Consider the following 22,635-nt stretch of genomic DNA (forward strand, 5'->3'; position numbering starts at 1 on the left):
ATGTTTCCAGGTGACGAAGCTACTTACCACCACTGATAATGAGTAGGAAGAGATGATAAAGCCCAAAATCGACTAAGGATAGGAGCGCTCCAAGAATAGCCGAGATAATCACAACCATGATGGTCATGTTTCTTGCTTCCTCGAAGGTAGGCCAGGTCACCTTGTAGCGCAGCTCGTAGTATGCGTCATACGCAAAGCGACCAATCTGATTATTGCGCGCACGCGCAAAAAGAGAAGATCCCTTGGAAGTACGCCGGGCCGCTGTTTTGTTTGCTGACTTCGTAGTGGCAGACTCACGTCGTTCTTCGCGGGCCGAAGTCCTTGTGGTTTTACCTGTCGCTTGCGCGCGTTCCTGCGGCTTCACTTCAGTTACCTGACTCCGGCTGACATTTTTTCTTCTGTCAGTCATGTTCTTTGCCACGTTCAACCTTTCTGATCAGTAGCGATCGCACCTAGTTCAACGCACGAGTTGAAGTATACAATCTGCTCTCTTACTTGGTCTCACGATGAAGCGCAGGCTCTTGACACGTGTTACAATACTTCCGGAGCTCCATGCGCTCAGGGTTGTTCTTCTTGTTTTTCGAGGTGGTATAGTTGCGGCTTTTGCAAACGGTGCAAGCCAATGTTACCACGATCCGATTCTCTTTGCTCTTAGCCATTTCTCTCTCCGTTTAACGTTTGGGTTTGGCTTGCCGCAGGGGTGTAGGGTTCTTGTGGGCGAGCATGCTCAAGTCCCTTTCCCCCTCCCAAGAGGGGTGCAGGGTTCTCCCTGCCGGGGTATGAGGTGCCTCCATAAACCCTTTCCCGCCCCCAAGAGGGGTGCAGGGTTCTCCCTGCCGGGGTATGGGGTGTCCCCATAAACCCTTTCCCCGCTCCCGAAGGGAGCGCAAAAGTAAATCTCCAGAATAGTTATCTAAGACAACTGTGGGCGCAATAACCTTGCGCCCACAGTGCGTCACTTTATAACCTTAGTTGATCACCTTTGTGCAGATACCAGCACCAACGGTGCGGCCACCTTCACGGATGGCGAATTTCACGCCCTCTTCCATGGCGACCGGCTGGATCAGTTCAACTGTCATTTCGATGTTGTCACCAGGCATCACCATCTCGACACCCTCGGGCAGCTTGATCGCTCCGGTTACGTCCGTGGTACGAACGTAGAACTGTGGGCGATAGCCGTTGAAGAATGGGGTATGGCGGCCACCCTCTTCTTTCGAGAGGACGTATACCTGTGCCAGGAAGTTCTTGTGCGGCTTGATCGAACCGGGCTTGGCCAGAACCTGGCCGCGCTCGATGTCGGTACGCTCAACACCACGCAGCAGACATCCAACGTTGTCGCCAGCCATACCGGAGTCCAGGGTCTTCTGGAACATCTCAACGCCGGTCACGACGACGGAGCGGGTGTTTTCCTGCATGCCGACAATCTCGATGCTGTCACCAGTCTTGACGATGCCGCGCTCGATACGCCCGGTGGCCACGGTACCGCGACCTTTAATACCGAAGACGTCTTCCACAGGCATCAAGAATGGCTGATCGGTTGGACGTGGTGGGGTGGGGATGTAGGTGTCGACCTGGTCCATCAAGTCCCAGATGCACTTGGCAGCGGGATCGTTGCGGGACAGATCGCCCTTGCTCTCGAGAGCACCCAGGGCTGAACCACGCACGACGGGAATGTCGTCGCCAGGGAACTGGTTCTTGGAGAGCAACTCGCGCACTTCCAGCTCAACCAGCTCGAGCAACTCTTCATCATCCATCATGTCGACCTTGTTCAGGAAGACCACCATGGATGGCACTTCTACCTGACGAGCAAGCAGTACGTGCTCACGAGTCTGTGGCATCGGGCCGTCGGGGGCACTCACCACCAGAATAGCACCGTCCATCTGGGCGGCACCGGTGATCATGTTTTTAATGTAGTCAGCGTGACCAGGGCAGTCGACGTGCGCATAGTGGCGCTTCTCGGTCTCGTACTCCAGGTGAGCGATCGAGATGGTGATACCACGCTCGCGCTCCTCGGGCGCTTTGTCGATCTGGTCAAAAGCCGTGTATTTGGCGAGCTGAGCAGCTGCAAGCACTTTGGTGATAGCTGCGGTCAGGGTCGTCTTACCATGGTCGATGTGTCCGATGGTGCCAATGTTCACATGCGGCTTTGTTCGCTCGAACTTTTTCTTCGCCATTTCCTACTGTGGCTCCTTCTGCAATCCTGCTTACGATTCAGATCAGATAGCAATGGGTATAGACATGCAGCAGCCGCCCCCTGCACCTGATCGTCAAACAAAGTTAAAACTTCCCTACGGTTAAACGAACGGGAGTTGACGATCAATCAGAAGACGGCAGCAAGATCTTAATTACTTATAACCTACACGCGGAATTCATGAGTGTGGGCTACGGACGTTGAAGAATGCCGAGCCCACTCATCATATCGAAACCACGGAAGCCCGTGATGGGACTTGAACCCATGACCTCATTCTTACCAAGAATGTGCGCTACCTCTGCGCCACACGGGCTTGATACTACCAATACCTGGAGTCATTGATAGCGGTGGGCAGTGGAGGATTCGAACCTCCGAAGCTTGCGCAACTGATTTACAGTCAGTCCCATTTGGCCACTTTGGTAACTGCCCCTATATTGTCAAACACTCCGGTTCCTCTGAGTGATCGCTCTGAGTGATCAACGCCCACATTATAGCCGACCTACCCAGTTGTGTCAACACCTTTTCTCGCCTTTTTTTTAAGTGGTCATTAAATTGATAAATTTGGCTGCGCCTGGTCGGCCACGGGAAAGTCATTGCCAAAAGCATTGCGTCTTGCATAAATTGCTGGTATAATCTCCAACGTTGGAGAAATTCATCACACCTCAAGCCTTTTAATCATCTGAGCCTAACTAGCCAGGATTGATTGGTGTTCACAGTTGCTCTATACTATAATTGAGCAGCATGCGGTTTTTCCGCTACCCAATGTATGAGTAATCTGTTTGGATTCTAGGAATAAGAGGTAGCTTCTATGGCGACGAATCGTGACTTCAGCCGTTCTTCCTTACTTAGTGAGCAGTATCAGCGTGAAATGGAACTCATCGCTGTTGCATTACAAGAGGAGACTCAGGATGAACGTGATGAGCGTCTGTGCCTCGTCGCTCAGTCTTGGGCTTTGACTTCAGCTTGCTTCCGCTCACAGCTTGAGACCAGTGACGTCCCATCCTATTCTCCGGTTGCTCTTGCTCGTCCGTAGTTTTCTAGTGAAGATATGTTAGTTTAATTGCCATGCCTCATCCTCCTGAAATTGCACCGGAAGCTCTGACCTATCTTACACCTGTGCAGTTTGGCATGGTGTACTGGGTGAGTTTCGGTTATTCATCTCTCCCTCCTGGGATTGAAGAGAAGCGTATCCTGGATTGGCACCCCGCTCTGGTTGTGTCTGGCGATCCTTTCTGCCGTCACGCGGGTGCTGTAAATGTTGTTGCTTTAACTTCATATCGTGGAAAATTGCGCCCATATCATCACCTTCTCCTGAAACGCGATTACCCTTTGCTTGATACTGATAGCCTGGTGAAGACAGAGTTGATGTATCCTATTCTGCGTACCCTGCTGGCTGATCAGTATGCTATTTGTCGTCTCAACGATGCTGATCTACGGGCTGTGATGGGAAAAGTAGCTAATAGCCTGGCGATTACGATGTTCTATTCATTACATTAGCGTACCGCTCCTATGCGTTGCGCCGGATGCCGATTGATACTTGCTTATGAGTCTTAATCAGAATCAATTCCGCTTACTCCCTTCTGTCGATGAATTGCTCCATACCTCGCAGGGGATGGCCCTGGCCCGGACCTTTTCCCATGACCTGGTTGTGAGCGCGCTGCGTTTGAGTGTGTCTCAGGCGCGCGATGCTATCCGTGCGGGGAGCCCTTGTCCCTCGGCCGAGTCATTGTTGCTCGCCGCCGAACTCCATCTTCAACAACAATTCCAACCTCGCTTGCGTCCATTGATCAACGCGACAGGCGTGATCATTAATACCAACCTGGGCCGTGCTCCCTTGAGCCAGGATGCGTTGCAGGCCGTTCAACGGATCGCCGGTGGCTACTCTAATCTTGAGTATGATATCGATCTGGGCGTGCGCGGTTCCCGTCATACGCATGTTGGCGCCCTGCTGCGTGAACTGACCGGTGCTGAGGCGGCATTGGTGACCAATAACAATGCGGCGGCTGTCTTGCTGGGATTGAGCGCGCTGGCGGCGGGACACGAGGTGGTGATTTCGCGGGGACAACTGGTTGAGATCGGCGGGGGCTTTCGCGTTCCCGATGTGATGCGCCAGAGTGGCTGCCAGCTGGTTGAGGTGGGGACCACCAATCGGACCCGCATCGCCGATTATGCGGCCGCCCTGACGGATCGTACGGCGGTGCTCCTGTCGGTTCACCCCAGCAATTTCTTGATCACTGGCTTTACTGAATCCACCTCCATCGCGTCTCTGGCTGAACTGGCCCACGAGCGAGGCCTGCTGGTTATGGATGATCTGGGGAGCGGCTGCCTGCTGAATTGTGAGCAATACGGCCTGTCCCACGAACCGACACCACAGGAGAGCCTGGCTGCGGGCGCCGATCTGGTCTGTTTCTCGGGCGATAAACTGCTGGGTGGACCCCAGGCGGGAATTATCCTGGGTAAGGCCGAGGTGGTGGCGCGTGTGGCTCGCCATCCCTTGATGCGTGCCGTGCGTATCGATAAGATGACGCTGGCGGCTCTGGAGACCACGCTGCGCCATTATCAGCTCGGCGAGGCCGAGACCCGGATTCCAATCTGGCGCATGATCTCTACCCCGGCCGAAAAAGTCGCGCGTCGTGCCGCCGACTGGGCGCATCAGTTGACCGCGCAGGGACTGGCCGTCCATACCCAACCTGGACAATCTACCATCGGTGGTGGTTCGTTGCCGGGCGAGACGCTGTCTACTACCTTGCTGGCTTTAGATGCCGCTTCCTGTTCATTGCCCCTGGAAACTATCTCGCAACGTCTGCGTACTCGCCATACTCCCATTATCAGCAGAATCTCGCGTGATACCCTTTACCTCGATCCCCGCACGGTCCTTGAAGAACAGGACGTCGAGGTGATCGCCGCCCTGCAAGCCGTCCTGGCTTGAAAGACTGCCTGATCGCGGGACAGAGAAAAAGCCGTGTCGACACGGCTTTTTCTCTGTCCTGCGATTTTCCGGCGCTTTAGCGCTCTTCTCCGGTGTAAATGCGAACGTAGCTGCGGTAGCGACGCTCCTGAATGTGTCCATCGTTGACCGCCTGGCGGATGGCACAGCCATCTTCGTCCAGGTGGGCGCAATCTCCATACAGGCATTCGTCCAGGTAGGGACGGAACTCGACAAAGCACTCGGCTAAATCCTCGGGCGCGATATTCCAGGCCGCCAGGGCGCGAATACCGGCCGAGTCGGCCAGCCAGCCACCATCCGAGAGAGGATAGAGCTGTGAGCCGGTCGTCGTATGTTTGCCTTTACCTGTGGTGTCGCTCACCAGGCCTGTGCGAATGGCCATACCTGGCTCGATCGCGTTGACCAGTGAAGATTTACCCACGCCAGAAGGGCCCGTAAACAGGGTGGTGTGATCTTTCAATAGCTCGCGCAACTGATCAATGCCTTGCTCGGTCTGGATACTGGTAAAGATTACTCGATAGCCGAGCTGATCGTACAGTTTTGCCTCTTCTTCAACATAGCCGCTATGGGAGAGGTCAGCCTTATTGATGCAGATAACTGAGGAGAGCTCAGCGGACTCACAGATGGTCAGATAGCGATCTAACAGACCAAAATGGGGCTCGGGCTGCGCCGTTGCGAAGACGATAACTACCTGATTGAGATTCGCCAGCAGGGTTTGCTGAACCACCCTTTTGGCGGTTGACCCGGCATCCAGGCGTGAGAGCTCACTTTTACGCGGCAGGATCTCTTCAATTAAACCGTTCGTCTCGTCGAGACGGCGTATCTTGACATAATCTCCAACTGAAAGCCGAATGGGGGGTGCGTTTTCGCTGCTGTCACGTTTCTCGATGCGTTCGATACGCTCGGCGTAATTCTGAGCGTTGTGACCTTGTGAATTATATTTGTTAGTGCGTTGTTGGTTCTGGCGGGTTTTTCCTACGGATTTGGCCGAGTTGGCCTGTGCGAATGCTTTTTTGAGTTTACCTCGGAGTGTACAGCGCACGATGCCATCATCGGTATGTACATCGTAAATGCCGTGTGCGCCGTTGAGGACCATGCCGGTCAGTTGTGCCGGGTTGTTAATCAATGCTATATCCCCTCCACAGAGAATAAAAAAACACGGTGTGAACAGTAACAATTTTTGCTGTCTACCGTGCGGGAGGGAGCGGAGCGAACCATGCCTCGTGTGTTGCGTTCGTTAGTCAGGCACTCCGCATCGCTGTGAGATACTGGGGGACCTGGCTATGTGGGTTTCGCCCTTTACCCTCGTGCAGGGTAGACAAGGTGCATATAGGCACTATCGGTGAGTAAGTGATCCTGGCCATAAAACTGCACCTCCTTCAACTGGACGAGCCAGAATTTGAAAAAACAGTGTTCTTTTAAGAGCATACTAGAATACTTATACGTTTGTCAATGAGCAAAGGTGACATGATTTTCACCGTATTTCCTGGGCCCCAGGCATAATCTGCCCGTCTGCTTTTGCATAACTATAATTACTTATCAGTCCTGGCAATATCGCCGTTCCTAAATCTTATTTGCTAGCACTACTTGACATTCTGCCAGGATTGTAGTATTCTATGGAAGTTATCGCGGGATAGAGCAGTGGTTAGCTCGTCGGGCTCATAACCCGGAGGTCACAGGTTCGAATCCTGTTCCCGCTACCAGTGTTTTTACACTTGATCTTAACCCTTATTATCGCGGGATAGAGCAGTGGTTAGCTCGTCGGGCTCATAACCCGGAGGTCACAGGTTCGAATCCTGTTCCCGCTACCAGTGCTTTTGCACTTGATCTTAACCCTTATTATCGCGGGATAGAGCAGTGGTTAGCTCGTCGGGCTCATAACCCGGAGGTCACAGGTTCGAGTCCTGTTCCCGCTACCAATCAACGCGGGACACAACTGGTAAGTTGTGTCCCGCGTTTTTGTATGCCACATCCCAGGGCGCGGTCTTTATGAAATATGAGTTGGTGCATCAGATGAATCAACTTAAAAATTAAGGTTCTCCGTTCTTCAGGGGAAAGCGGGGTGCAGCGGCGGTCGCCGCTGCACCCCGCTTTCCCCTGAAGAACGGAGAACCTTAATTAATAGGCGGCCGCGCAGCGGCCGCCTGTGCGGAGGCACCCACGCCCCCGTAAAAAGTGTGTCCGACACCCCTCAGCCTTTTAGGCCAGTGGTGACAATGCCATTTACAAAGGAGCGCTGAGCAAAGAAGAAGATGATCAGTACCGGCAGTATATAGAAAATAGACCCCGCCGCGATCACGTTTATCAGAGGATTCCCATGCGGATCGGTGTAGCCGACAGTCATGGCAACCGCTAACGTAGTATTTTGCTGGCTTAAAAACAGATCAGGTGTAATATAATCTCCCCATACGCCGGTAAACGAGATAATGAATGAAGTGACTATCACAGGGATCGATAGTGGGAGGAAGATCCGCCAGAAAATGCGACCATAGCCACAGCCATCTATGATCGCTGCCTCTTCCAACTCCACGGGAATGGCGCTAAAGAATTGTCGGAAGAGGAAGCTCAGGAAGGGTGAACTACCTAATCCCCACAGTACCCACGGCCAGTAGGTGTCAATTAAACCCAGGCGCGCGAATAGTACATAGGTTGGGATGGTGGTGATAATCTGTGGCAACATTAACGTTGAGAGCATAATGAGGAAGAGCGTGCGCTTCCCCTTGCCTTTGAGGCGTGCGAAGCCAAAGCCCACTAGTGCGCTGCTGAGCGTTACCAATGTGGAATACGTGACGGCCAGGATGCATGAGTTCGCGGCATAGGCAGCGAAATTGGTGATGGTGAGCGCCCCTATAAAGTTGCCCCAGTCAAGATGGGCGGGCCAGAATTGCGGTGGGAATGCCGCCAGATCCGGAATAGTTTTTAATGCCGTCGAAAAGAGCCAGTAGAAGGGGCCAATGAAGATGATAGCCAGGATCATGAGGATGATATATTTGCCGGCATCGTTGAGGTTGGAGAGACCTCTACGGCGCTTCGTGGTTGGGATGGACGATTGCATCATGGTGTGATCCTTCTTTCTCGCGAAACTACTCGTCTCGGTCCACTTCGTAGTAGACCCAGAATGCACTGCTGCGGAACATCAGCAATGTAATCGCCAGAATAACGATAAACAGGACCCACAGCATCGCCGAGCCATACCCAAAGCGCTGATTATCGAAAAACTGGTCGTAGACATTGACCATGTACAGATAGTTACTGATAGGTACCGAACCTGCGGTTGTGGTTCCATTGGTTTCCGCAAGGAGTAGTGGCTGGATAAAGGTCTGCAGGGCGGCAATCATGCCTGTGATGACCTCGAAAAAAAGCACCGGTGAGAGCAAGGGAAGCGTCACATTGCGGAAGGCTTGCCAGGCATTTGCACCATCAATGCTTGCCGCTTCGCGCAGTTCATTAGGAACCCCTTGCAGTCCCGCCAGTGAAATGATCATTCCACCACCAAGTCCCCATAGGGTGAGAATGACCAGCACATAAAAAACGTATGGATCCATCAGCCAGGTGAGCGCAGGTGAACCGAATGGCTCCAGAATAGCATTCAACGCTCCAGCATCGCGATCAAAAATCAATTTCCACATGATGGCTGAGGCGACGACCGGCACGACTGAGGGCAGATAAAAGATCGTGCGAAAAAAGCCAACGGCAATAAGGCGCTGGTTGAGAAGGACGGCCAGTCCCAGTCCACCGGCGACAGAGATTGGCACTGTAATCGCACAATAGAGCAACGTTCGTGAAAGGCTATACCAGGTTGTACTATTCTGGATGAGCTCCTGGTAGTTTGCCAATCCAATAAAGTGCCAGTGGGTGGAGATACCATCGAAATTGGTGAAACTGACGACCAGGGCGTAAAGCAGTGGTATGAGCGTCAGGGCCAGGGCTCCGATGATCCATGGTGAGATAAAAAGATAGAACGTTTTGCTGGAATAGCGCGACCAGCGTCTACGACGCGTTTTGGTTTTTTGACGTATTTCGTCTGGCGCTTCTGTAATTTGTGGGGGGGTCAGTGCATCCATAGATACCCTTTCTCAAGACGGCAGCCGTATAGTATATGCAGGGGATACCTTACGGGTATCCCCCCATCGCTATACCTATCTGTTACGGAAGCTTAACTCGCTTGCTGCTTACCCTGTTGCAGGAGCTTATTAATGCTCTGGTTGAGCTGCTTGATACACTGGTCAAGTGTCATTTGACCGCGCATCGTTGGCTCAATCACCTTCGCCAGGGCGGCATTGAATCCATCATCACTGATATAAGGGGAGAAGCTAAGGGTTTTCTGGTACTGCATCTCGTTCTGTAGTGATTGGTATGCTTCTTGTTGGAATGGCAGAGCCTGCGGCATGTCTGGTATCAGCGACTTGAGTGAGGGGATGCCCCAGCCGCTTTGGCTCGATCAACGCCTGGTTGACCAGCCATGAAGTATTCCATGACCTTCCAGGCGGCATCCTTATTTTTGCTGTTGGCGGGAATCCAGGCACCGGTTCCGCTCATACAGGCACTGACGCGGGTCGATCCCATTTGTGGTGCGGGCATTAAACCGACATGAGATGTAAATGTCTTTGGCTGCGTAGAGATATTGCCCCCATACCAGTAGCCGTACGCGAGCATAGCTACGCGATCCGCCGTGAACAGGCTGTAACCACCAGTAGCATCAGGATCGAGCGGGGATGGTCCAACGTGTGCCTGCGCCCAATCTACATACCATTTAAGCGCCTTACGTGCCTCGGGTGTGGAAAAATCGGCTTGCGTCAGATCGCTGTTGTAGAGCTGACCTCCTTGCTGCGCGATCATTTGTAAGAAGTGCGCTTGCATGAAGAATCCATATGAGGCATCCAGTCCGTAGACCTGAATCTTCCCATTCTTACGGACCGTGAGTTTTTTGCCCATCGCCAGGATTTCATCATAGGTGAGGGGTTGCGTCGGACTGGGTACAGGAACGCCCGCCTGATCAAAGAGTTTTTTGTTGTACCACATCTGGGCATCGAGCGACCAGTCCTTCGCCATTCCATAGCGAGGGCCCTGGCCCTGAACCTTCCCGTCCCAGCGATAGACATCGTTCACTGGTTCCAGGTTGTTGACTTTGAGCACGGAGCTTTTGTCGAAATATGAGGTAAGGTCTTGCGCGAGACCACGAACGGCCCATTGTGTGATGTCCGCCGCTCCCGACGTGCGGATAAAATCAGGGGCCTGGCCTGCCGCGAACATCGCATTCAAGCGTGTCTGATCAAAATTAAGGAGATTGATTTTGATATCTGGATGCAGTTTGTGGAATTCGGTGGCGTACTTTGGAAAAAATTCCCCGCTGTTATACATGACTGTTACCGTGGTTGTGGTACCGGTACCGCCCGATGCGGTTGTGCTGGAGGTATTACAGGCTTCCAGAAATGAGCCAGCACCAAGAGTAGCCCCGACCGCCATCGCGGAATTGACCAGGAAACGACGACGGTTGAGTGGAGTAGACATCGGTGTCTTGAGTGAATCCTTCACTGATAGCTTCCTTTCTTATGAGGAAAACCGCCATATACTATAGGTCCAGGAAAAGTTAACTACCTACAAGCCGAATTAAAAATACTTGATACCTCCTTAAATAATTTCAAAATTATATCCCTAAAGTTTCGTAAATATTTAACTAAAACGAGGTTAACATATATTCTTGCGCATTGTCAACCTTGGAATATTTTTCGCTGCCACTCTGGCGCAAATTGCTTCTAATAGCCAACATGAACGCTGATGAGCAATTTGACAACTCAAATAGGTGCATGTTATATTCTGGCAGGGGTCCGAAAATTTCGGATGCGTGAACAAAAATGGGATGGGCTATGAAACGCAAAGTAACTATTGCTGATATAGCAGCGGAGGCGGGAGTTTCTATTCCTACAGTTTCTAAAGTGTTGAATAAGCATATAGATGTCTCCTCCGCAACTCGCTTGCATGTAGAAAGCATTATCAGAGAGCGTGGTTATATCAGTAATCGTGCTTCCAGGCCCAGGCGGATGGTACAGGCTGGTCTGGTTGATCTGATGATCATTGATACCATGGATAGCTACTACTTTTTGGAGATTATCCGTGGCATGGAAGAAGCCTTACGTGAAGCAGATAAACACCTGGTACTGCAGACGATGCATGCGAATGTCCTTTATGAGCAGGCGTGGATTAATCGCATCGCGACCAGGCCTGTGGAAGGGGTTGTGTTTATTGTGCTGCCTGAGTATTACTCACGCTATCTGGAAACGTTACGCTCCCTGGATATTCCATTTACCGTTATTGATGATTGGGCGCAACCTCACCCTGATATTCCTTCCGTTGGCGCAACAAACTGGCACGGTGGTCTGACCGCTACTGAATACCTTATTTCACTGGGACATCGACGTATTGCCACTATTAGCGGTGTTCCTGACCACCTTACCGCTCGAGCTCGTGTTGCCGGTTTTCGTTCGGCCATGGAAATTGCTGGCTTGCCAGTTGATCCCGATCTGGTGCGCTCGGGAAGATACGACCACCAGAGCGGTTATATTGAAACTCGTTATCTACTCGATCTTCCAGAGCCTCCAACCGCGATTATTTCCTCCTGTGATCAGCAAGCTTCTGGCGTTTACCGCGCCCTTTACGAACGAGGTATCACGATTCCTGATGAGATGAGCGTTATTGGTTTTGATGATATTCCCCCCGCCCAATGGTTGAGCCCACCGCTTACTACTATTCGCCAACCACTCAGAGAGATGGGGACGATGGCAACGTCTATGCTCCTTCGGCAAATCGCGGGCGAGCAGCTTGATACGATGCGGGTTGAGCTTGTGACGTCGCTCGTCGTTCGCGAATCCTGTGGGACTCCTTTATAACTCCTTCCATACATATATGGAAGGAGTTCTTTCTTTAACGCTTGCCTTCAATACTCGATCGGGCCATCCAGGGCTTCGCGCAGGGTCGTTCCCGCCATGCCAATTTCCCTCGTTAGATTATCGATATGCTTCTGGATGCCGTAGATGCGTTCCATCAGGCGGATCGTGCCATGCTCCTGGCATTGCTCAATGCATTCGACGGCCAGCTCTACTCCGCTCTGAATCTCACCTCCCCGCACCAGGGCCATGGCGCGGGCCGTCTTGAGCAGGATCTCCCAGTGTTTGGTTGGCTCCAGGCTCTGTTCAGCTTTGTCCAGGTACTCTAAGGCCTTCTGCGTCTGCCCCAGCTGGCTATAGCTGCGGCCATATTCCTCATACACGGTCCCCAGGCTGTATTGTCCACAGGTACTACTTTGTTGTGGATCGATTTGATGGGATAATTCTTCGGCCTCCGCCATCATATGTTCAAACTCGTCCATGCGACCGGCGCGTAGATAGGCGCGCCCCAGCAATTGCACACCGTTACCCCGGGCTGCTATGTCCGCTCTGGGCGTTGTATCGCGCGCCGCCTCCAGATAGAGAATCCCTTTGCTAACATCTCCTCCCCGGCAATACATGTCCCCTTCATATGTCAAGGCGATATTTAAGAGCGTATCGTTATGAATGATGCGCGCCACCCGCTCCATCTCTCGATAGTGATTGAGCGAATAGGTCGCTTCATTCGCGCGCGTGACTACTGATTTGACATAGCCCGCCAGGTGCAGCGTCTGCGCCAGTTTATGGAGCAGTATGGGATTTTCTGTGGTGATCTGCGCATTGAGATCCTGCAGGAGCTTCTCGATCAGGCTATTGGCTTCATAGCTGCGGGCTAAATTGATCAATTCCCAGACATGATTCAAAACGGAGTCAATGTGCTCCACGGTCAATACCGTATATGTAGATCCGGCCAGTCCCAGGCGTTCTGGCTCAACCCCTAACCATGTCGCGATGCGCCGTAATTCACGCACATCATGGAGCAGGGTATCACCGCTCTCCCATCGTCGCAGGGTGCGTACATCAACAGATAGATCATTCGCTAACTGTTCTTGCGTCAATGTATACTTATCGCGATATTCGCGTACAACTTGAGCTAGTGGGGAATTACTGCGGCTTTTTTTTGTATGTGTGGACATCGCGTGTCCTCCTCCTACCTACTACCTATCCACATTTATAAGTGATGGATGTCCTGTAAAAATGGATTTTTTAGCTTAATACTGTATATTGGAAGCTTTTTCTAGTATAGCAAGTTTATTAGGTTTTTGACAACACCACTAGGAAGAAAGGAGCCGGGGCTATGGCGGAATGTAGAAGTGAGGTGGCAAGGCTGAGAGAACAGATAGAGACGGTGTGTGATGCCATGAATCAGATGTTAACTGGCTACGCGATCACTTCCCGGCATGACATCATTAACCATAAATATAGTACACTGGGTTCGTATCAAGAAGAACTCGAAGCTTTCGTGGGGGAGCAGCAAGCATTAGAAATCGTAATCGAGACCTATAACCGCGTCGTACGCTAGCTGTCCCAATCTAAACCAGGCATATGTCTATTTTTATCACTTCTCAATTTACAGTAAAACAGCATCGTACAGGAAGAACGAACGAATTTTGTCAATTTGGCAAAATTAAGCCACTACCCCCTTGCATCCTATCGATAGTCGTGATATTATAAGAGCCGTAAAGAAATGGTAGTCAAAATCCTGCTAAAGCAAGGAACTGCCTTTCCTGGCGGCGTAGCTCAGTCGGTAGAGCAAGGGACTCATAAGCCCTGTGTCACAGGTTCGATTCCTGTCGCCGCTACCATCGCCCCCAGCCTGCAAACAGGCCGGGGGCTTTTTGTTGCCATTGGCGCCCCGGCCTCCGACCTGGATGTTGTTGCGCTCCCATATGGGGCGTGATCGACGAGATAATAGGAAGCATAAAACAATTTTGGTACAATATATATGCATGCAGTCTGGGTAACGTTTAAAATGATCATCCTTCTATATTAGAGAGGTGGTATGCGATGGTTGCTGATCCTAATCGCCATCATATGACGGTTGAAGAGTATCTGGAGCTTGATCGGAACAGCCCGGATGCTAAATATGAGTATATAGATGGCATCGCGTACAACATACGCGATCCACAGGCTCTGGCAGGTGGCACTCTGGCGCATGCGCGGGTCGCGCTCAATTTGGCAATGCTTTGTGACCGGTTCCTGGCCGATCGCTCCTGTCAGGTCTTTATGTCAGATGTTCGTGTCCAACTCTCCGCAGCACGTTATGTCTACCCCGATCTCACTATCAGCTGCGAGACCATTGATTGGCAGGCGGATACCATCTATCATCCTCGTGTGATTGTTGAAGTATTGCCCCCATCGACCAAAGCCTATGATCGCGGCAAGAAGTTTGCATACTATCAGCAACTGGCTAGCCTGCAAGACTATGTCCTGGTAAGCACCCAGCGACAGGCTATAGAAGTATATTCTCGTGAGCATAGTGCCTGGCACTATCAACTTTACCAGTCTGGTGAGAGTGCATATCTCCAAAGCCTTGATCTCTCGCTTGCTCTGGCCGATGTATATGCTCGTGTGCCGATAGAAGATGGCTGGGAGTAGTTGCCTTTTCCTATCTTTAACCGCCTGTTTTGATCAGACCTGCAATCAAAAACCAGTACTTGTGGCCTTTCCCTTTATTCATGTTATTCCTCGCATTCCTGTGCGTTCTAATGGCAGAGTTTGTAAATTGAATTGTATCTATCTAACTGCTATGTATTCATTTATGCTGTTTTAGAGGGAATGATTCTATGCCATATTTATTAGCTCGCATGAGCATTTTGTTGCTTCGCAGCCATGTCGGCCGCCTGGCTGTGGGAGGTCTATTGATCCTCGGTGGCATCATCTACGGATTAAGCTCCCACCACGTCAATTATGTTTCGGTTCCCCAGGGAAAATATCATGTTACCGCCATGACCGATGGCACCTATGGGTTTGTGCTGGATGGTACAGATACGTACTACATCATTCATCCATCCGATTTTAATCCTGTTCCTGATGATAATGCATTTAAGAGTACCGATGGTATCGGCGAAGTCCTCTATAAAGATGAGGACCCACAGTCGTTTGTTATGCACAATGATGATGGTACCCAGGTCAACTCGCAAGGGCTTACTGTGGTGAGCTTCACCCTGACCAGTTCGAAAGAGCAGAAGGAGTATCGTTTTACGACCAGCGATTACCTGATACATCCCGATGGCTTTGATGACAATCGCTGGCCGATAGGCGCCCTGGTTGCAATTCTGGGGCTGGGTTTATTGAGTTTCTTCTTAATGTGGCCAGCCATGCAGGCACGGCGCCAGCAGAAGCACAATCGTGCGTTTATGCCTGTGGGTCCGCAACCCGTCACTGGCGCTCCCTTGTTCGCACCTTCCGCCGTGCCATATGCCCCGCCGCCTGCGGTTCCAGAGCCCGGGCAAGAATGGCGCAATTAAACAGCTTTTTCAGCGAGACTTCTGGAAACATGCTAGAAGTCTCGTTTTTATTGCGTATGTTCTAGCTTCCATTGACTGAGGAACTCCGTATGCGTGACGGTTACTACCACAGGGGTAAAATCGATCTTATAGAAAGAAATACGTTGCGCATTGATGATGACGCCCTCTCTCTGTTTAGATGGATTTATATTGAGTGGCGCCTATAGTATTTGAACTGATGGGGAGAGCATTATGACCGATATCCAGGGGACGCAAGAGGGGCAGCGGTTAGCCGTTAATCAACAGGGGACGGCTCATTGGAAGCATTGGGGTCCATATCTAAGCGATCGACAGTGGGGGACTGTGCGCGAGGATTATAGCGCGGACGGTCAGCCCTGGACCTATTTTTCGTATGAGGATGCGCGTTTTCGCGCCTATCGCTGGGGTGAGGATGGCATCGCCGGATTGTGCGATTCCGATCAGCGTCTCTGTTTCGCCCTGACGCTCTGGAATGGGCAAGATGACTTTTTGAAGGAGCGTCTGTTCGGCCTGACCAACGGCGAGGGCAACCACGGGGAGGACGTCAAGGAGTACTACTTCTATTTAGACAATGTTCCCACCCACTCTTATATGAAGTGCCTGTATAAATATCCGCAGGCCAGATTTCCCTATGCCGATCTGAGGATGGAGAACGCCCGGCGTAAGGCGAATCCCGCCAGCTTTGAATATGAATTGCTCGATACCGGCGCCTTCGCCGACAACCGCTATTTTGATGTCCTGGTCGAGTACGCCAAACAGACGCCAGAAGATATCTGCATCCAGTTCACCATTACCAATCGCGGTCCCGACGCCGCCCCGCTGCATGTCCTGCCTACGCTCTGGTTCCGCAACACGTGGTCCTGGGACCACACCGTCAGCAAGCCGCTGCTGCAACGTATTCCGGCGGATCATCCCGATCGGCACGTCATCGAAGCTCAGGGTGGCGCCCAGGATATCGGTACGATGTATCTGTATGCTGAGGGGGCCGATGAGCTCCTGTTCACCGAGAACGAGACCAACAACGCCCACTTCAACTGGGGCGCCAACGCCTCTCCCTATGTAAAGGATGCCTTTGAGCAATACATTATCCATGGACAGCAGTCGGCGGTTAACCCTGCGGCGATGGGTACGAAGGCTGCTGCCTCTTATACCCTGCAGATCGCGGCCGGTGAGACACGCGTGATCCGTCTGCGCCTGAGCAATAGTGTCGCCCTGGATGAGCCGTGTGACACCACTGCCTTTGCCTCTCTGTTGCAAACGCGCCGCCAGGAGGCCGATGAATTTTACCAGGCGGTCAACCCCTATCCTCTCTCCTCAGACCTGCGCAATATCCAGCGCCAGGCCTTCGTAGGCATGCTGTGGAACAAGCAGTTCTACTTCTATATGGTCAAAGAATGGCTCAAAGGGGACCCCGCTTGTCCGCCGCCACCGCCCGAGCGCAAAAGCGGGCGCAACTCGACCTGGAAGCATCTCTTTCTGAAAGATATTATCTCCATGCCCGACACCTGGGAATATCCCTGGTTCGCCGCCTGGGATCTCGCCTTCCATACTATTCCTCTGGCCATGATCGATCCCGTGCTGGCCAAGCAGCAGATCCTGCTGCTGATGCAGCCCTGGAGCATACATCCAAATGGACAGATTCCTGCCTACGAATGGTCATTCAACGATTTGAATCCCCCGGTCCAGGCCTGGGCCGCATGGCGCGTCTATAAAATCGAGGCCAAAATGTATGGTTCCGGCGATCATGTATTTCTGGAGCAGGCCTTCCAGAAGCTGACGCTCTACTTTACCTGGTGGCTGAACCGCAAGGATGTGGACGGCAATGATATCTTTCAGGGTGGCTTCCTGGGACTCGACAACATCGGTCCGTTTGATCGCAGCAATATCCCCGCTGGTATCAGCGGCTACCTGGACCAGTCGGATGCCACCGGTTGGATGGGCATGTTTAGCCTCAACATGTTGCGCATCGCCATCGAGCTGGCCAGCCACGACGTAACCTACGAGCAGATGGCGGTCCAGTACCTGCTGCAATTCCTCTTTATCGCGCGCGCCATCAACGAGATCGGCGACAACGGAGAGAATCTCTGGGATGACGTGGATGGCTTTTACTATGATATCCTGCACCTGGCTGACGACGTAGAGATCGATGGCCAGAAGTTCCTGAGCATGAAGCTGCGTTCGGTCGTCGGACTCGTCCCCTTGCTCGCCATCGAAGGGATCGACCTCAAATTCCTTGCATCCCCCAACCTGGCCGATTTCCGCCAGCGTTTTGATCACCTTCTCAGATCGGGGACCGACCTGACCAGCCACGAAAACGTCGATATCCGCAGCACCAGTGGTCCGATGCAGGGTATCATGCTGGCGCTGGTCAAACCCGAACGCCTCAAACGCATCCTGGCCCGGCTGCTGGACGAGGACGAATTTCTTAGCCCATATGGTATTCGCTCGCTTTCAAAATACTATGAGCAACACCCTTACACCTTACCCGGCATTACGGCCGCCAATGGCCAGCCCTACCAGGTGCGATACACCCCGGCCGAATCGCGCACCAACGACTTCGGCGGCAACTCAAACTGGCGTGGACCCATCTGGTTTCCCATCAACTACTTGCTCATCGAAGCCCTTCAGAAGTTCCACCAGTATCTCGGGTCCGACTTCACCGTCGAATGCCCGACCGGCTCGGGCAACAGCATGAACCTCTGGGAAGTTGCCACCGAGCTCTCCACCCGCCTCATGCGCATCTTCCAGAGTGATCCCGGCACTGGCCAGCGACCGGTTTACGGCGGCATCGCCCCCCTGCAAAGCGATCCCAAGTGGAAAGAATTCATCCTCTTCTACGAATACTTTCACGGCGACAACGGAGCCGGCCTCGGAGCCAGCCACCAGACCGGTTGGACCGGCGTCGTAGCCAAGCTCATCCAACAATGGGCCGAATACACCAGCCCCAACCATCCCACCCAACCTCCCACCCCCGACTTCTAACCCCATGCAATGCATGTCGGGGTCGTGGTGTCGTTAGAGGATGGTTGGTGTGGGGCGCGGGGCCGCTGCGCGGCAATCGAGCGCAAGGCGGGTGTGGGGGCGCGGGGCCGCTGCGCGGCAATCGAGCGCAAGGTTCGAACCTATGGGAGCCCTCCCCGTTCTTCGCGCCAAAAGCGGGGATGCAAGGGGTGACAACCCCTTGACTGGGGGGCTCCGGGGGCTGTGCCCCCGGCCCTCCTTCTCTCCCCTCGTTGCCCCCGCAGGGGGCACCACAAAACCCAAAAGAAACCTATGTACTTTTATACCCACCTATGGTATAGTCTAACCTAGAACAACTTAAAAACGAACACCCTTAAAACGACTATTTCAACCACACCAAAAACATACAACAAAGAAAACACACATAAGCCTTTCTTATCTTAAACAGACACAAACAGACGCATAATATTTTCAATTCATACCCTTATAATGAAAAGACAAACAATCTATTTCTGCGTCTATTACTAATAGCCAGTCGCAACGTAGTCTCTTTACTATAGAGAGTGAGATGACAATGAAAGATACCTCCTACTTCGTACCCAGAACAGCGCTAAACACGTTGTACGCAGGTGACATGAACCTCTCGTCTAAAGAATTTATGTTAGAGATCTGGCTTGACGATCCCACCACACCCTGGCGGAGCATGTTTACGCTGCGTGAATGCCTGGCCAGCATCGAACAACTCTCCACTGGATGCACGTTTCGTATTCGTTGCCACTTCAATCGATTGGACATCGGAGAAGGCATCTACTGCAAGCAAGGTACCGGCATGACGGTTATCAAAGAAGAAGGTGTGTTGATTAATTTGTTTACACCATTTTTGCAGGTGTCCCCATCCAATATTCGTCACTAAATCGCTGCCCTGGCGCTCGATTGCTTCAATAATAGCGCTTGCTTTACTGCACTTTCTGGTTTTGGAGCTAGATAATGTTCCATTCCGTATATAACAGCAGAGGACTTTTTTATTTTGCTATCTTTACTTTTTATACTTTGTCCTCACATACATACCCATACCGAATGGGTGTAGAATAAACCATTGTGAGTGCTCAAGTAGCATTGCAATGAGAAAGAGGTGTCGCAATGGCAGAACGTCCGTCTGACATCGTCACTGAAACCGAGATTCTGGATCGTGCTGTGTGGCGGAAATGGAATAAATACACCTGGAGTGGGCTGCTCATTGTTGGAATTGGTTGTCTCCTGATTGTGGTTGGGCTTATGTTGAAGACTGGTGCTTATTCAGCCGAGGGGCTGCTGATTGGTATTGGCGCGATTGTGGTGCTGATTGGCCTGATACGCGTAGCGATTGGATTGATCAATCCACTATCACCCAGCGATATACGCGTCCGAAGAAGGCGTCGCAAAGAAGTAGAAGCTGACCCTATATTGAGTACGCTCCAGAGCGATGAAACCGGACCCTTATCGTAATACTGTAGTAAATACATGAGTAGAGCGCCCGGGCTGCTATAAGCTTTGCAGTAGCCCGGGCGCTCTATTCTTGCTCAGGAAGTGGGTTGTAGCGGCTGATTGTTATCCACCAACTCTCCCTGATGTCTTCCTCCATCTCCTTGCTCCGCCAATCCATAGAGCAGTACCTGCACGAGCATCTCAGCCTGCTCAATCTTCAAACCATGACGACTTCCATGGGAGGGGCCGCGTTCAGGATTTGTCAGTGGAGGGCGAGAGAGAAAGCGGGGGAGCATACTCATAAAGAGGTAGGCCGCGTTGATGGCGTCCAATCCTCCCATGCCGGGATGACGTAAGAAGCCTGTTTGAATCCCTTCCTCGAAGATCGAGGCCAGGGGCGCGATCAAACCAGTGATAAACAACTGGTTGAGCAGTTCACGCATCTGAGGATCGAGCTCGTGCTGGATATCGTGCAGCATCAGGCTGATGTCATGCTGCGTTGTGCTATACAGGTAGCGCACAATCAGCCGTAGCCGCTCAGCAATCCCTTCGTTGCGACGCACAATGCGTTCCATGGCGCTTTGCGTCTTCCCCGTATTCTCTTTGATCACCTCAACATAGAGGGTCTGCTTATCAGCAAAATAGTGGTAGAGGGCTGGTTGGGTCAGGCCACAGGCATCAGCGATCTGCCGCGTGGATACCGCACGATAGCCGTACTCCATAAATAACTGCTCGGCCGTACGCAGAATAGTCTGACGTGTCTCTTCCGATTCTTCGCGCGCAGCTGCTCTCTTGGTCCCACGTGCCATGAACACCTCACTCTCGTGCTCCGATTGAGCTGCCTTCTTTGCATCCCGATATTTATCAATTGATAAGTATAGGATGCGCAAATACCCTTGTCAAGCTTGCTGGAGATGTTGACAGGGCTTTTTAATATTCGTCCAGAGATCGTTGGGAGATCACGAGCAAGCGATACGATGTACATTCTTTCAAGTGTGGAGTGTGAGGTGGGCGGCCGCAGCCGCCCACCTCACACTCCACACTCCTAACCCGGCGCCGTAGGCGCCAAAGAGGAAAATTAAAAAGTCTTGAGATGCTGATCATTTGTAATGAGAGATAAAGTGAAGCGAGAGGGGAGGGGATGTTCCTTTCTCCAGGGGGCGAGAAGTTCGAGGATCTTCTCGCCCGGTCAACGAGCGTCTCCTTGTGGGAAACGTCGTTACAAGAGGCATAGCACCTATCGCGTATCATAGATACACAGCAGGCCTATGTCGGTGGAAGGTGCCAGGGAGATGCTGTGAGGGTAAATAGTGATAGTCTGCGCTGTCTACCCGCTCACCAGCCGTTCAATCCCGGCAGTGATTACATCGATCATTTATGCTTTTTGCTGACATCAGTAGTGTAGCAGCTTAATATTAAGCGATCATTATTCGAGCGTTAAACTTACAGCCATAACAAAAACATGCAATATCAATGAATTGCTAAGGATATGGACACCTCTCGTATAGGATAGAAAACGGCATGAAACTACTATAAACGCAATCTATGGGTATTAGATAGACTTTCTATAAGCCGTATGGATTTACAGGACCGGCAGCCATCGTATTTGCAATCATGCCAGGGGCGCAAAAGTCCTATATCCGGCAGGATCTCTTACAACCATTTGGGTCATTTACAATGCTGAAGCACTGTGTTACACTTCGGGTAAGGTTTCAGGCTTAGAGGATTGACGCCATTTATATGAAAACCATTAAAACCACGCTTTTTTGGGTGTGCGAAACCTTGCAGCCTTGAGAATCCTGTTTCGATCACTGTGTGCGGTGTTTCACAAGGAGGTGCTCTATGGCTGGCTGGGAAGATGAATTGTCTGTGTTGCTGAGCGAGCTAGGTGTGCAGCAAGAAGAGCCTCAGGCTCATTTGCGACAATCTCGTAAAACCATGCGTAGCGACGTCAAGCGACGCGAACAATTCTCGGATGCACTGTTGTGGAACGATGGTGACGATGCGGCTGAAGACGATGGCGACCCCTGGATAGATGACCTGGATATGATGCGCCACGAGGTCGATTCTATTGTAAGCCAGGTAGTGTTGTTGATGCAGCGCGGGGATATGGATGCAGCCCTTAAAGAAGATGTAATGGTGGTGTTGCGCTCGTTGAGGCGCCGTATACCCATGGCTCAGCAGTCTGCGAATAGCGATGAAGCCTATCTGGAGTCAGCGTCCGCGCTGCTACACTTTTGTCGGCTGGTCCTGCAGTTAAGTGAGTTTTCGGCCGAAGATTTCTCATAACCCTCTTTGACAGTTATATTTCTATCTATGATTTTTGCCAGTCAGTTCACCTGACTGATGATGTCCGTACTAACAAGTACAGGTACGCCTGCGTTTTCCCTCCTTCTTTTTCCTTCCCTTTCCCTATCTTTTCCGGGAGTGTTTTGCACCTGATTGAACTACCACCCGTATCCTTGACACAGTTCGATATGAACTGCCATACTGATGCAGTGGTCCTACCGCCTTTATTTTGTAGAGCGTTGGCAGGCGCGAGGCAGATGGATGAGCGAGCTCCTTGCGGTATCCCCATGTTCATGTTTTGCCCTATACATCGATAATGGTTTGTGAAGCGTGTTCTCTAATAGGTAGCGTTGCTCTGAATGAGGAGGTTGA

The 22,635-nt window shown here is 51.8% G+C and carries 21 protein-coding genes and 6 tRNA genes; 15 read left to right on the plus strand and 12 right to left on the minus strand.

Features of this window, described 5'->3' with window-relative positions; genetic code table 11:
• Positions 1 to 19 precede the first annotated feature (19 nt).
• From secE to AABA21_RS24945, 5 genes are all read right to left on the minus strand, one after another.
• Positions 20 to 421 carry a preprotein translocase subunit SecE gene (gene secE, locus AABA21_RS24925; RefSeq protein ID WP_338254432.1) on the minus strand — a complete coding sequence of 134 codons (402 nt, stop codon included), beginning with the start codon at positions 419 to 421 and terminating at the stop codon, positions 20 to 22.
• 70 nt (positions 422 to 491) lie between these two features.
• The gene (rpmG, locus tag AABA21_RS24930; protein WP_338254433.1) at positions 492 to 659 is read right to left on the minus strand and encodes a 50S ribosomal protein L33; all 168 of its coding nucleotides are present in this window, start codon (positions 657 to 659) and stop codon (positions 492 to 494) included.
• Positions 660 to 968: 309 nt separating this feature from the next.
• Entirely contained in the window at positions 969 to 2,174 is a 1,206-nt protein-coding gene (tuf, locus tag AABA21_RS24935; RefSeq protein WP_338253891.1) for an elongation factor Tu, read from the minus strand.
• A 258-nt stretch (positions 2,175 to 2,432) separates the two neighbouring features.
• Positions 2,433 to 2,504: transfer RNA gene (locus tag AABA21_RS24940), tRNA-Thr, on the minus strand.
• A 35-nt stretch (positions 2,505 to 2,539) separates the two neighbouring features.
• Positions 2,540 to 2,620 (minus strand) — tRNA-Tyr (locus AABA21_RS24945).
• Between the two features lie 379 nt (positions 2,621 to 2,999).
• On the opposite strand from AABA21_RS24945, the gene AABA21_RS24950 reads away from it, so the two are divergent.
• From AABA21_RS24950 to selA, 3 genes are all read left to right on the plus strand, one after another.
• A complete protein-coding gene (locus AABA21_RS24950) occupies positions 3,000 to 3,224 on the plus strand; it encodes a hypothetical protein (protein ID WP_338254434.1) in 225 nt (74 codons plus the stop codon).
• Positions 3,225 to 3,319: 95 nt separating this feature from the next.
• Positions 3,320 to 3,688: a type II toxin-antitoxin system PemK/MazF family toxin gene (locus AABA21_RS24955; protein WP_338258471.1), complete on the plus strand. Its 369-nt coding sequence runs from the start codon at positions 3,320 to 3,322 to the stop codon at positions 3,686 to 3,688.
• A gap of 46 nt (positions 3,689 to 3,734) precedes the next feature.
• Positions 3,735 to 5,120, plus strand: a complete 1,386-nt coding sequence (selA, locus tag AABA21_RS24960) for an L-seryl-tRNA(Sec) selenium transferase (protein ID WP_338254435.1) — start codon at positions 3,735 to 3,737, stop codon at positions 5,118 to 5,120.
• 76 nt (positions 5,121 to 5,196) lie between these two features.
• On the opposite strand, the gene rsgA is transcribed toward selA, so the two are convergent.
• Positions 5,197 to 6,264: a ribosome small subunit-dependent GTPase A gene (gene rsgA, locus AABA21_RS24965; RefSeq protein ID WP_338254436.1), complete on the minus strand. Its 1,068-nt coding sequence runs from the start codon at positions 6,262 to 6,264 to the stop codon at positions 5,197 to 5,199.
• Positions 6,265 to 6,765: 501 nt separating this feature from the next.
• On the opposite strand from rsgA, the gene AABA21_RS24970 reads away from it, so the two are divergent.
• The 3 genes from AABA21_RS24970 to AABA21_RS24980 all read left to right on the plus strand — a co-directional run bounded on the left by AABA21_RS24970 (position 6,766) and on the right by AABA21_RS24980 (position 7,057).
• Positions 6,766 to 6,841, plus strand: a tRNA-Met gene (locus AABA21_RS24970).
• Between the two features lie 32 nt (positions 6,842 to 6,873).
• Positions 6,874 to 6,949: transfer RNA gene (locus tag AABA21_RS24975), tRNA-Met, on the plus strand.
• A 32-nt stretch (positions 6,950 to 6,981) separates the two neighbouring features.
• A tRNA-Met gene (locus AABA21_RS24980) sits at positions 6,982 to 7,057 on the plus strand.
• Between the two features lie 272 nt (positions 7,058 to 7,329).
• Here the strand turns inward: AABA21_RS24980 and AABA21_RS24985 are convergent.
• The 4 genes from AABA21_RS24985 to AABA21_RS25000 form a co-directional block, all read right to left on the minus strand.
• A complete protein-coding gene (locus tag AABA21_RS24985; RefSeq protein ID WP_338254437.1) occupies positions 7,330 to 8,196 on the minus strand; it encodes a carbohydrate ABC transporter permease in 867 nt (288 codons plus the stop codon).
• A 25-nt stretch (positions 8,197 to 8,221) separates the two neighbouring features.
• Positions 8,222 to 9,202 (minus strand): carbohydrate ABC transporter permease, encoded by a 981-nt coding sequence (locus AABA21_RS24990; RefSeq protein WP_338254438.1) that lies wholly within the window; start codon positions 9,200 to 9,202, stop codon positions 8,222 to 8,224.
• Between the two features lie 92 nt (positions 9,203 to 9,294).
• Positions 9,295 to 9,474, minus strand: a complete 180-nt coding sequence (locus tag AABA21_RS24995) for a hypothetical protein (protein WP_338254439.1) — start codon at positions 9,472 to 9,474, stop codon at positions 9,295 to 9,297.
• Positions 9,475 to 9,536: 62 nt separating this feature from the next.
• Positions 9,537 to 10,673, minus strand: a complete 1,137-nt coding sequence (locus tag AABA21_RS25000; RefSeq protein WP_338254440.1) for an ABC transporter substrate-binding protein — start codon at positions 10,671 to 10,673, stop codon at positions 9,537 to 9,539.
• Positions 10,674 to 11,005: 332 nt separating this feature from the next.
• Between AABA21_RS25000 and AABA21_RS25005 the strand changes: the two genes are divergently transcribed.
• Positions 11,006 to 12,025, plus strand: coding sequence for a LacI family DNA-binding transcriptional regulator (locus tag AABA21_RS25005; protein ID WP_338254441.1), 1,020 nt, complete (start codon positions 11,006 to 11,008; stop codon positions 12,023 to 12,025).
• A 47-nt stretch (positions 12,026 to 12,072) separates the two neighbouring features.
• Here the strand turns inward: AABA21_RS25005 and AABA21_RS25010 are convergent, their stop codons facing one another.
• Positions 12,073 to 13,197: a helix-turn-helix domain-containing protein gene (locus AABA21_RS25010; RefSeq protein WP_338254442.1), complete on the minus strand. Its 1,125-nt coding sequence runs from the start codon at positions 13,195 to 13,197 to the stop codon at positions 12,073 to 12,075.
• A 161-nt stretch (positions 13,198 to 13,358) separates the two neighbouring features.
• Here AABA21_RS25010 and AABA21_RS25015 point away from each other — a divergent pair, with 161 nt between their 5' ends.
• The 7 genes from AABA21_RS25015 (at position 13,359) to AABA21_RS25045 (ending at position 19,995) form a co-directional block, all read left to right on the plus strand.
• A complete protein-coding gene (locus AABA21_RS25015) occupies positions 13,359 to 13,583 on the plus strand; it encodes a hypothetical protein (RefSeq protein WP_126596112.1) in 225 nt (74 codons plus the stop codon).
• A gap of 207 nt (positions 13,584 to 13,790) precedes the next feature.
• Positions 13,791 to 13,866, plus strand: a tRNA-Met gene (locus AABA21_RS25020).
• A gap of 202 nt (positions 13,867 to 14,068) precedes the next feature.
• Positions 14,069 to 14,659: a Uma2 family endonuclease gene (locus tag AABA21_RS25025; RefSeq protein ID WP_338254444.1), complete on the plus strand. Its 591-nt coding sequence runs from the start codon at positions 14,069 to 14,071 to the stop codon at positions 14,657 to 14,659.
• Positions 14,660 to 14,847: 188 nt separating this feature from the next.
• Positions 14,848 to 15,531 (plus strand): hypothetical protein, encoded by a 684-nt coding sequence (locus AABA21_RS25030; protein ID WP_338254446.1) that lies wholly within the window; start codon positions 14,848 to 14,850, stop codon positions 15,529 to 15,531.
• A 231-nt stretch (positions 15,532 to 15,762) separates the two neighbouring features.
• Positions 15,763 to 18,531: an MGH1-like glycoside hydrolase domain-containing protein gene (locus AABA21_RS25035; RefSeq protein WP_338254447.1), complete on the plus strand. Its 2,769-nt coding sequence runs from the start codon at positions 15,763 to 15,765 to the stop codon at positions 18,529 to 18,531.
• A 547-nt stretch (positions 18,532 to 19,078) separates the two neighbouring features.
• A complete protein-coding gene (locus AABA21_RS25040) occupies positions 19,079 to 19,423 on the plus strand; it encodes a hypothetical protein (RefSeq protein ID WP_338254448.1) in 345 nt (114 codons plus the stop codon).
• A 227-nt stretch (positions 19,424 to 19,650) separates the two neighbouring features.
• On the plus strand, positions 19,651 to 19,995 hold the full coding sequence (locus AABA21_RS25045; protein WP_338254449.1) for a hypothetical protein: 345 nt from the start codon (positions 19,651 to 19,653) through the stop codon (positions 19,993 to 19,995).
• A 74-nt stretch (positions 19,996 to 20,069) separates the two neighbouring features.
• Here AABA21_RS25045 and AABA21_RS25050 read toward each other — a convergent pair whose 3' ends face one another.
• Positions 20,070 to 20,783, minus strand: a complete 714-nt coding sequence (locus AABA21_RS25050) for a TetR/AcrR family transcriptional regulator (RefSeq protein WP_338254450.1) — start codon at positions 20,781 to 20,783, stop codon at positions 20,070 to 20,072.
• Between the two features lie 1,033 nt (positions 20,784 to 21,816).
• Between AABA21_RS25050 and AABA21_RS25055 the strand changes: the two genes are divergently transcribed.
• Positions 21,817 to 22,263 (plus strand): hypothetical protein, encoded by a 447-nt coding sequence (locus AABA21_RS25055; protein ID WP_338254452.1) that lies wholly within the window; start codon positions 21,817 to 21,819, stop codon positions 22,261 to 22,263.
• Positions 22,264 to 22,635 lie beyond the last annotated feature (372 nt).

This window comes from Dictyobacter halimunensis (genome assembly GCF_036245075.1).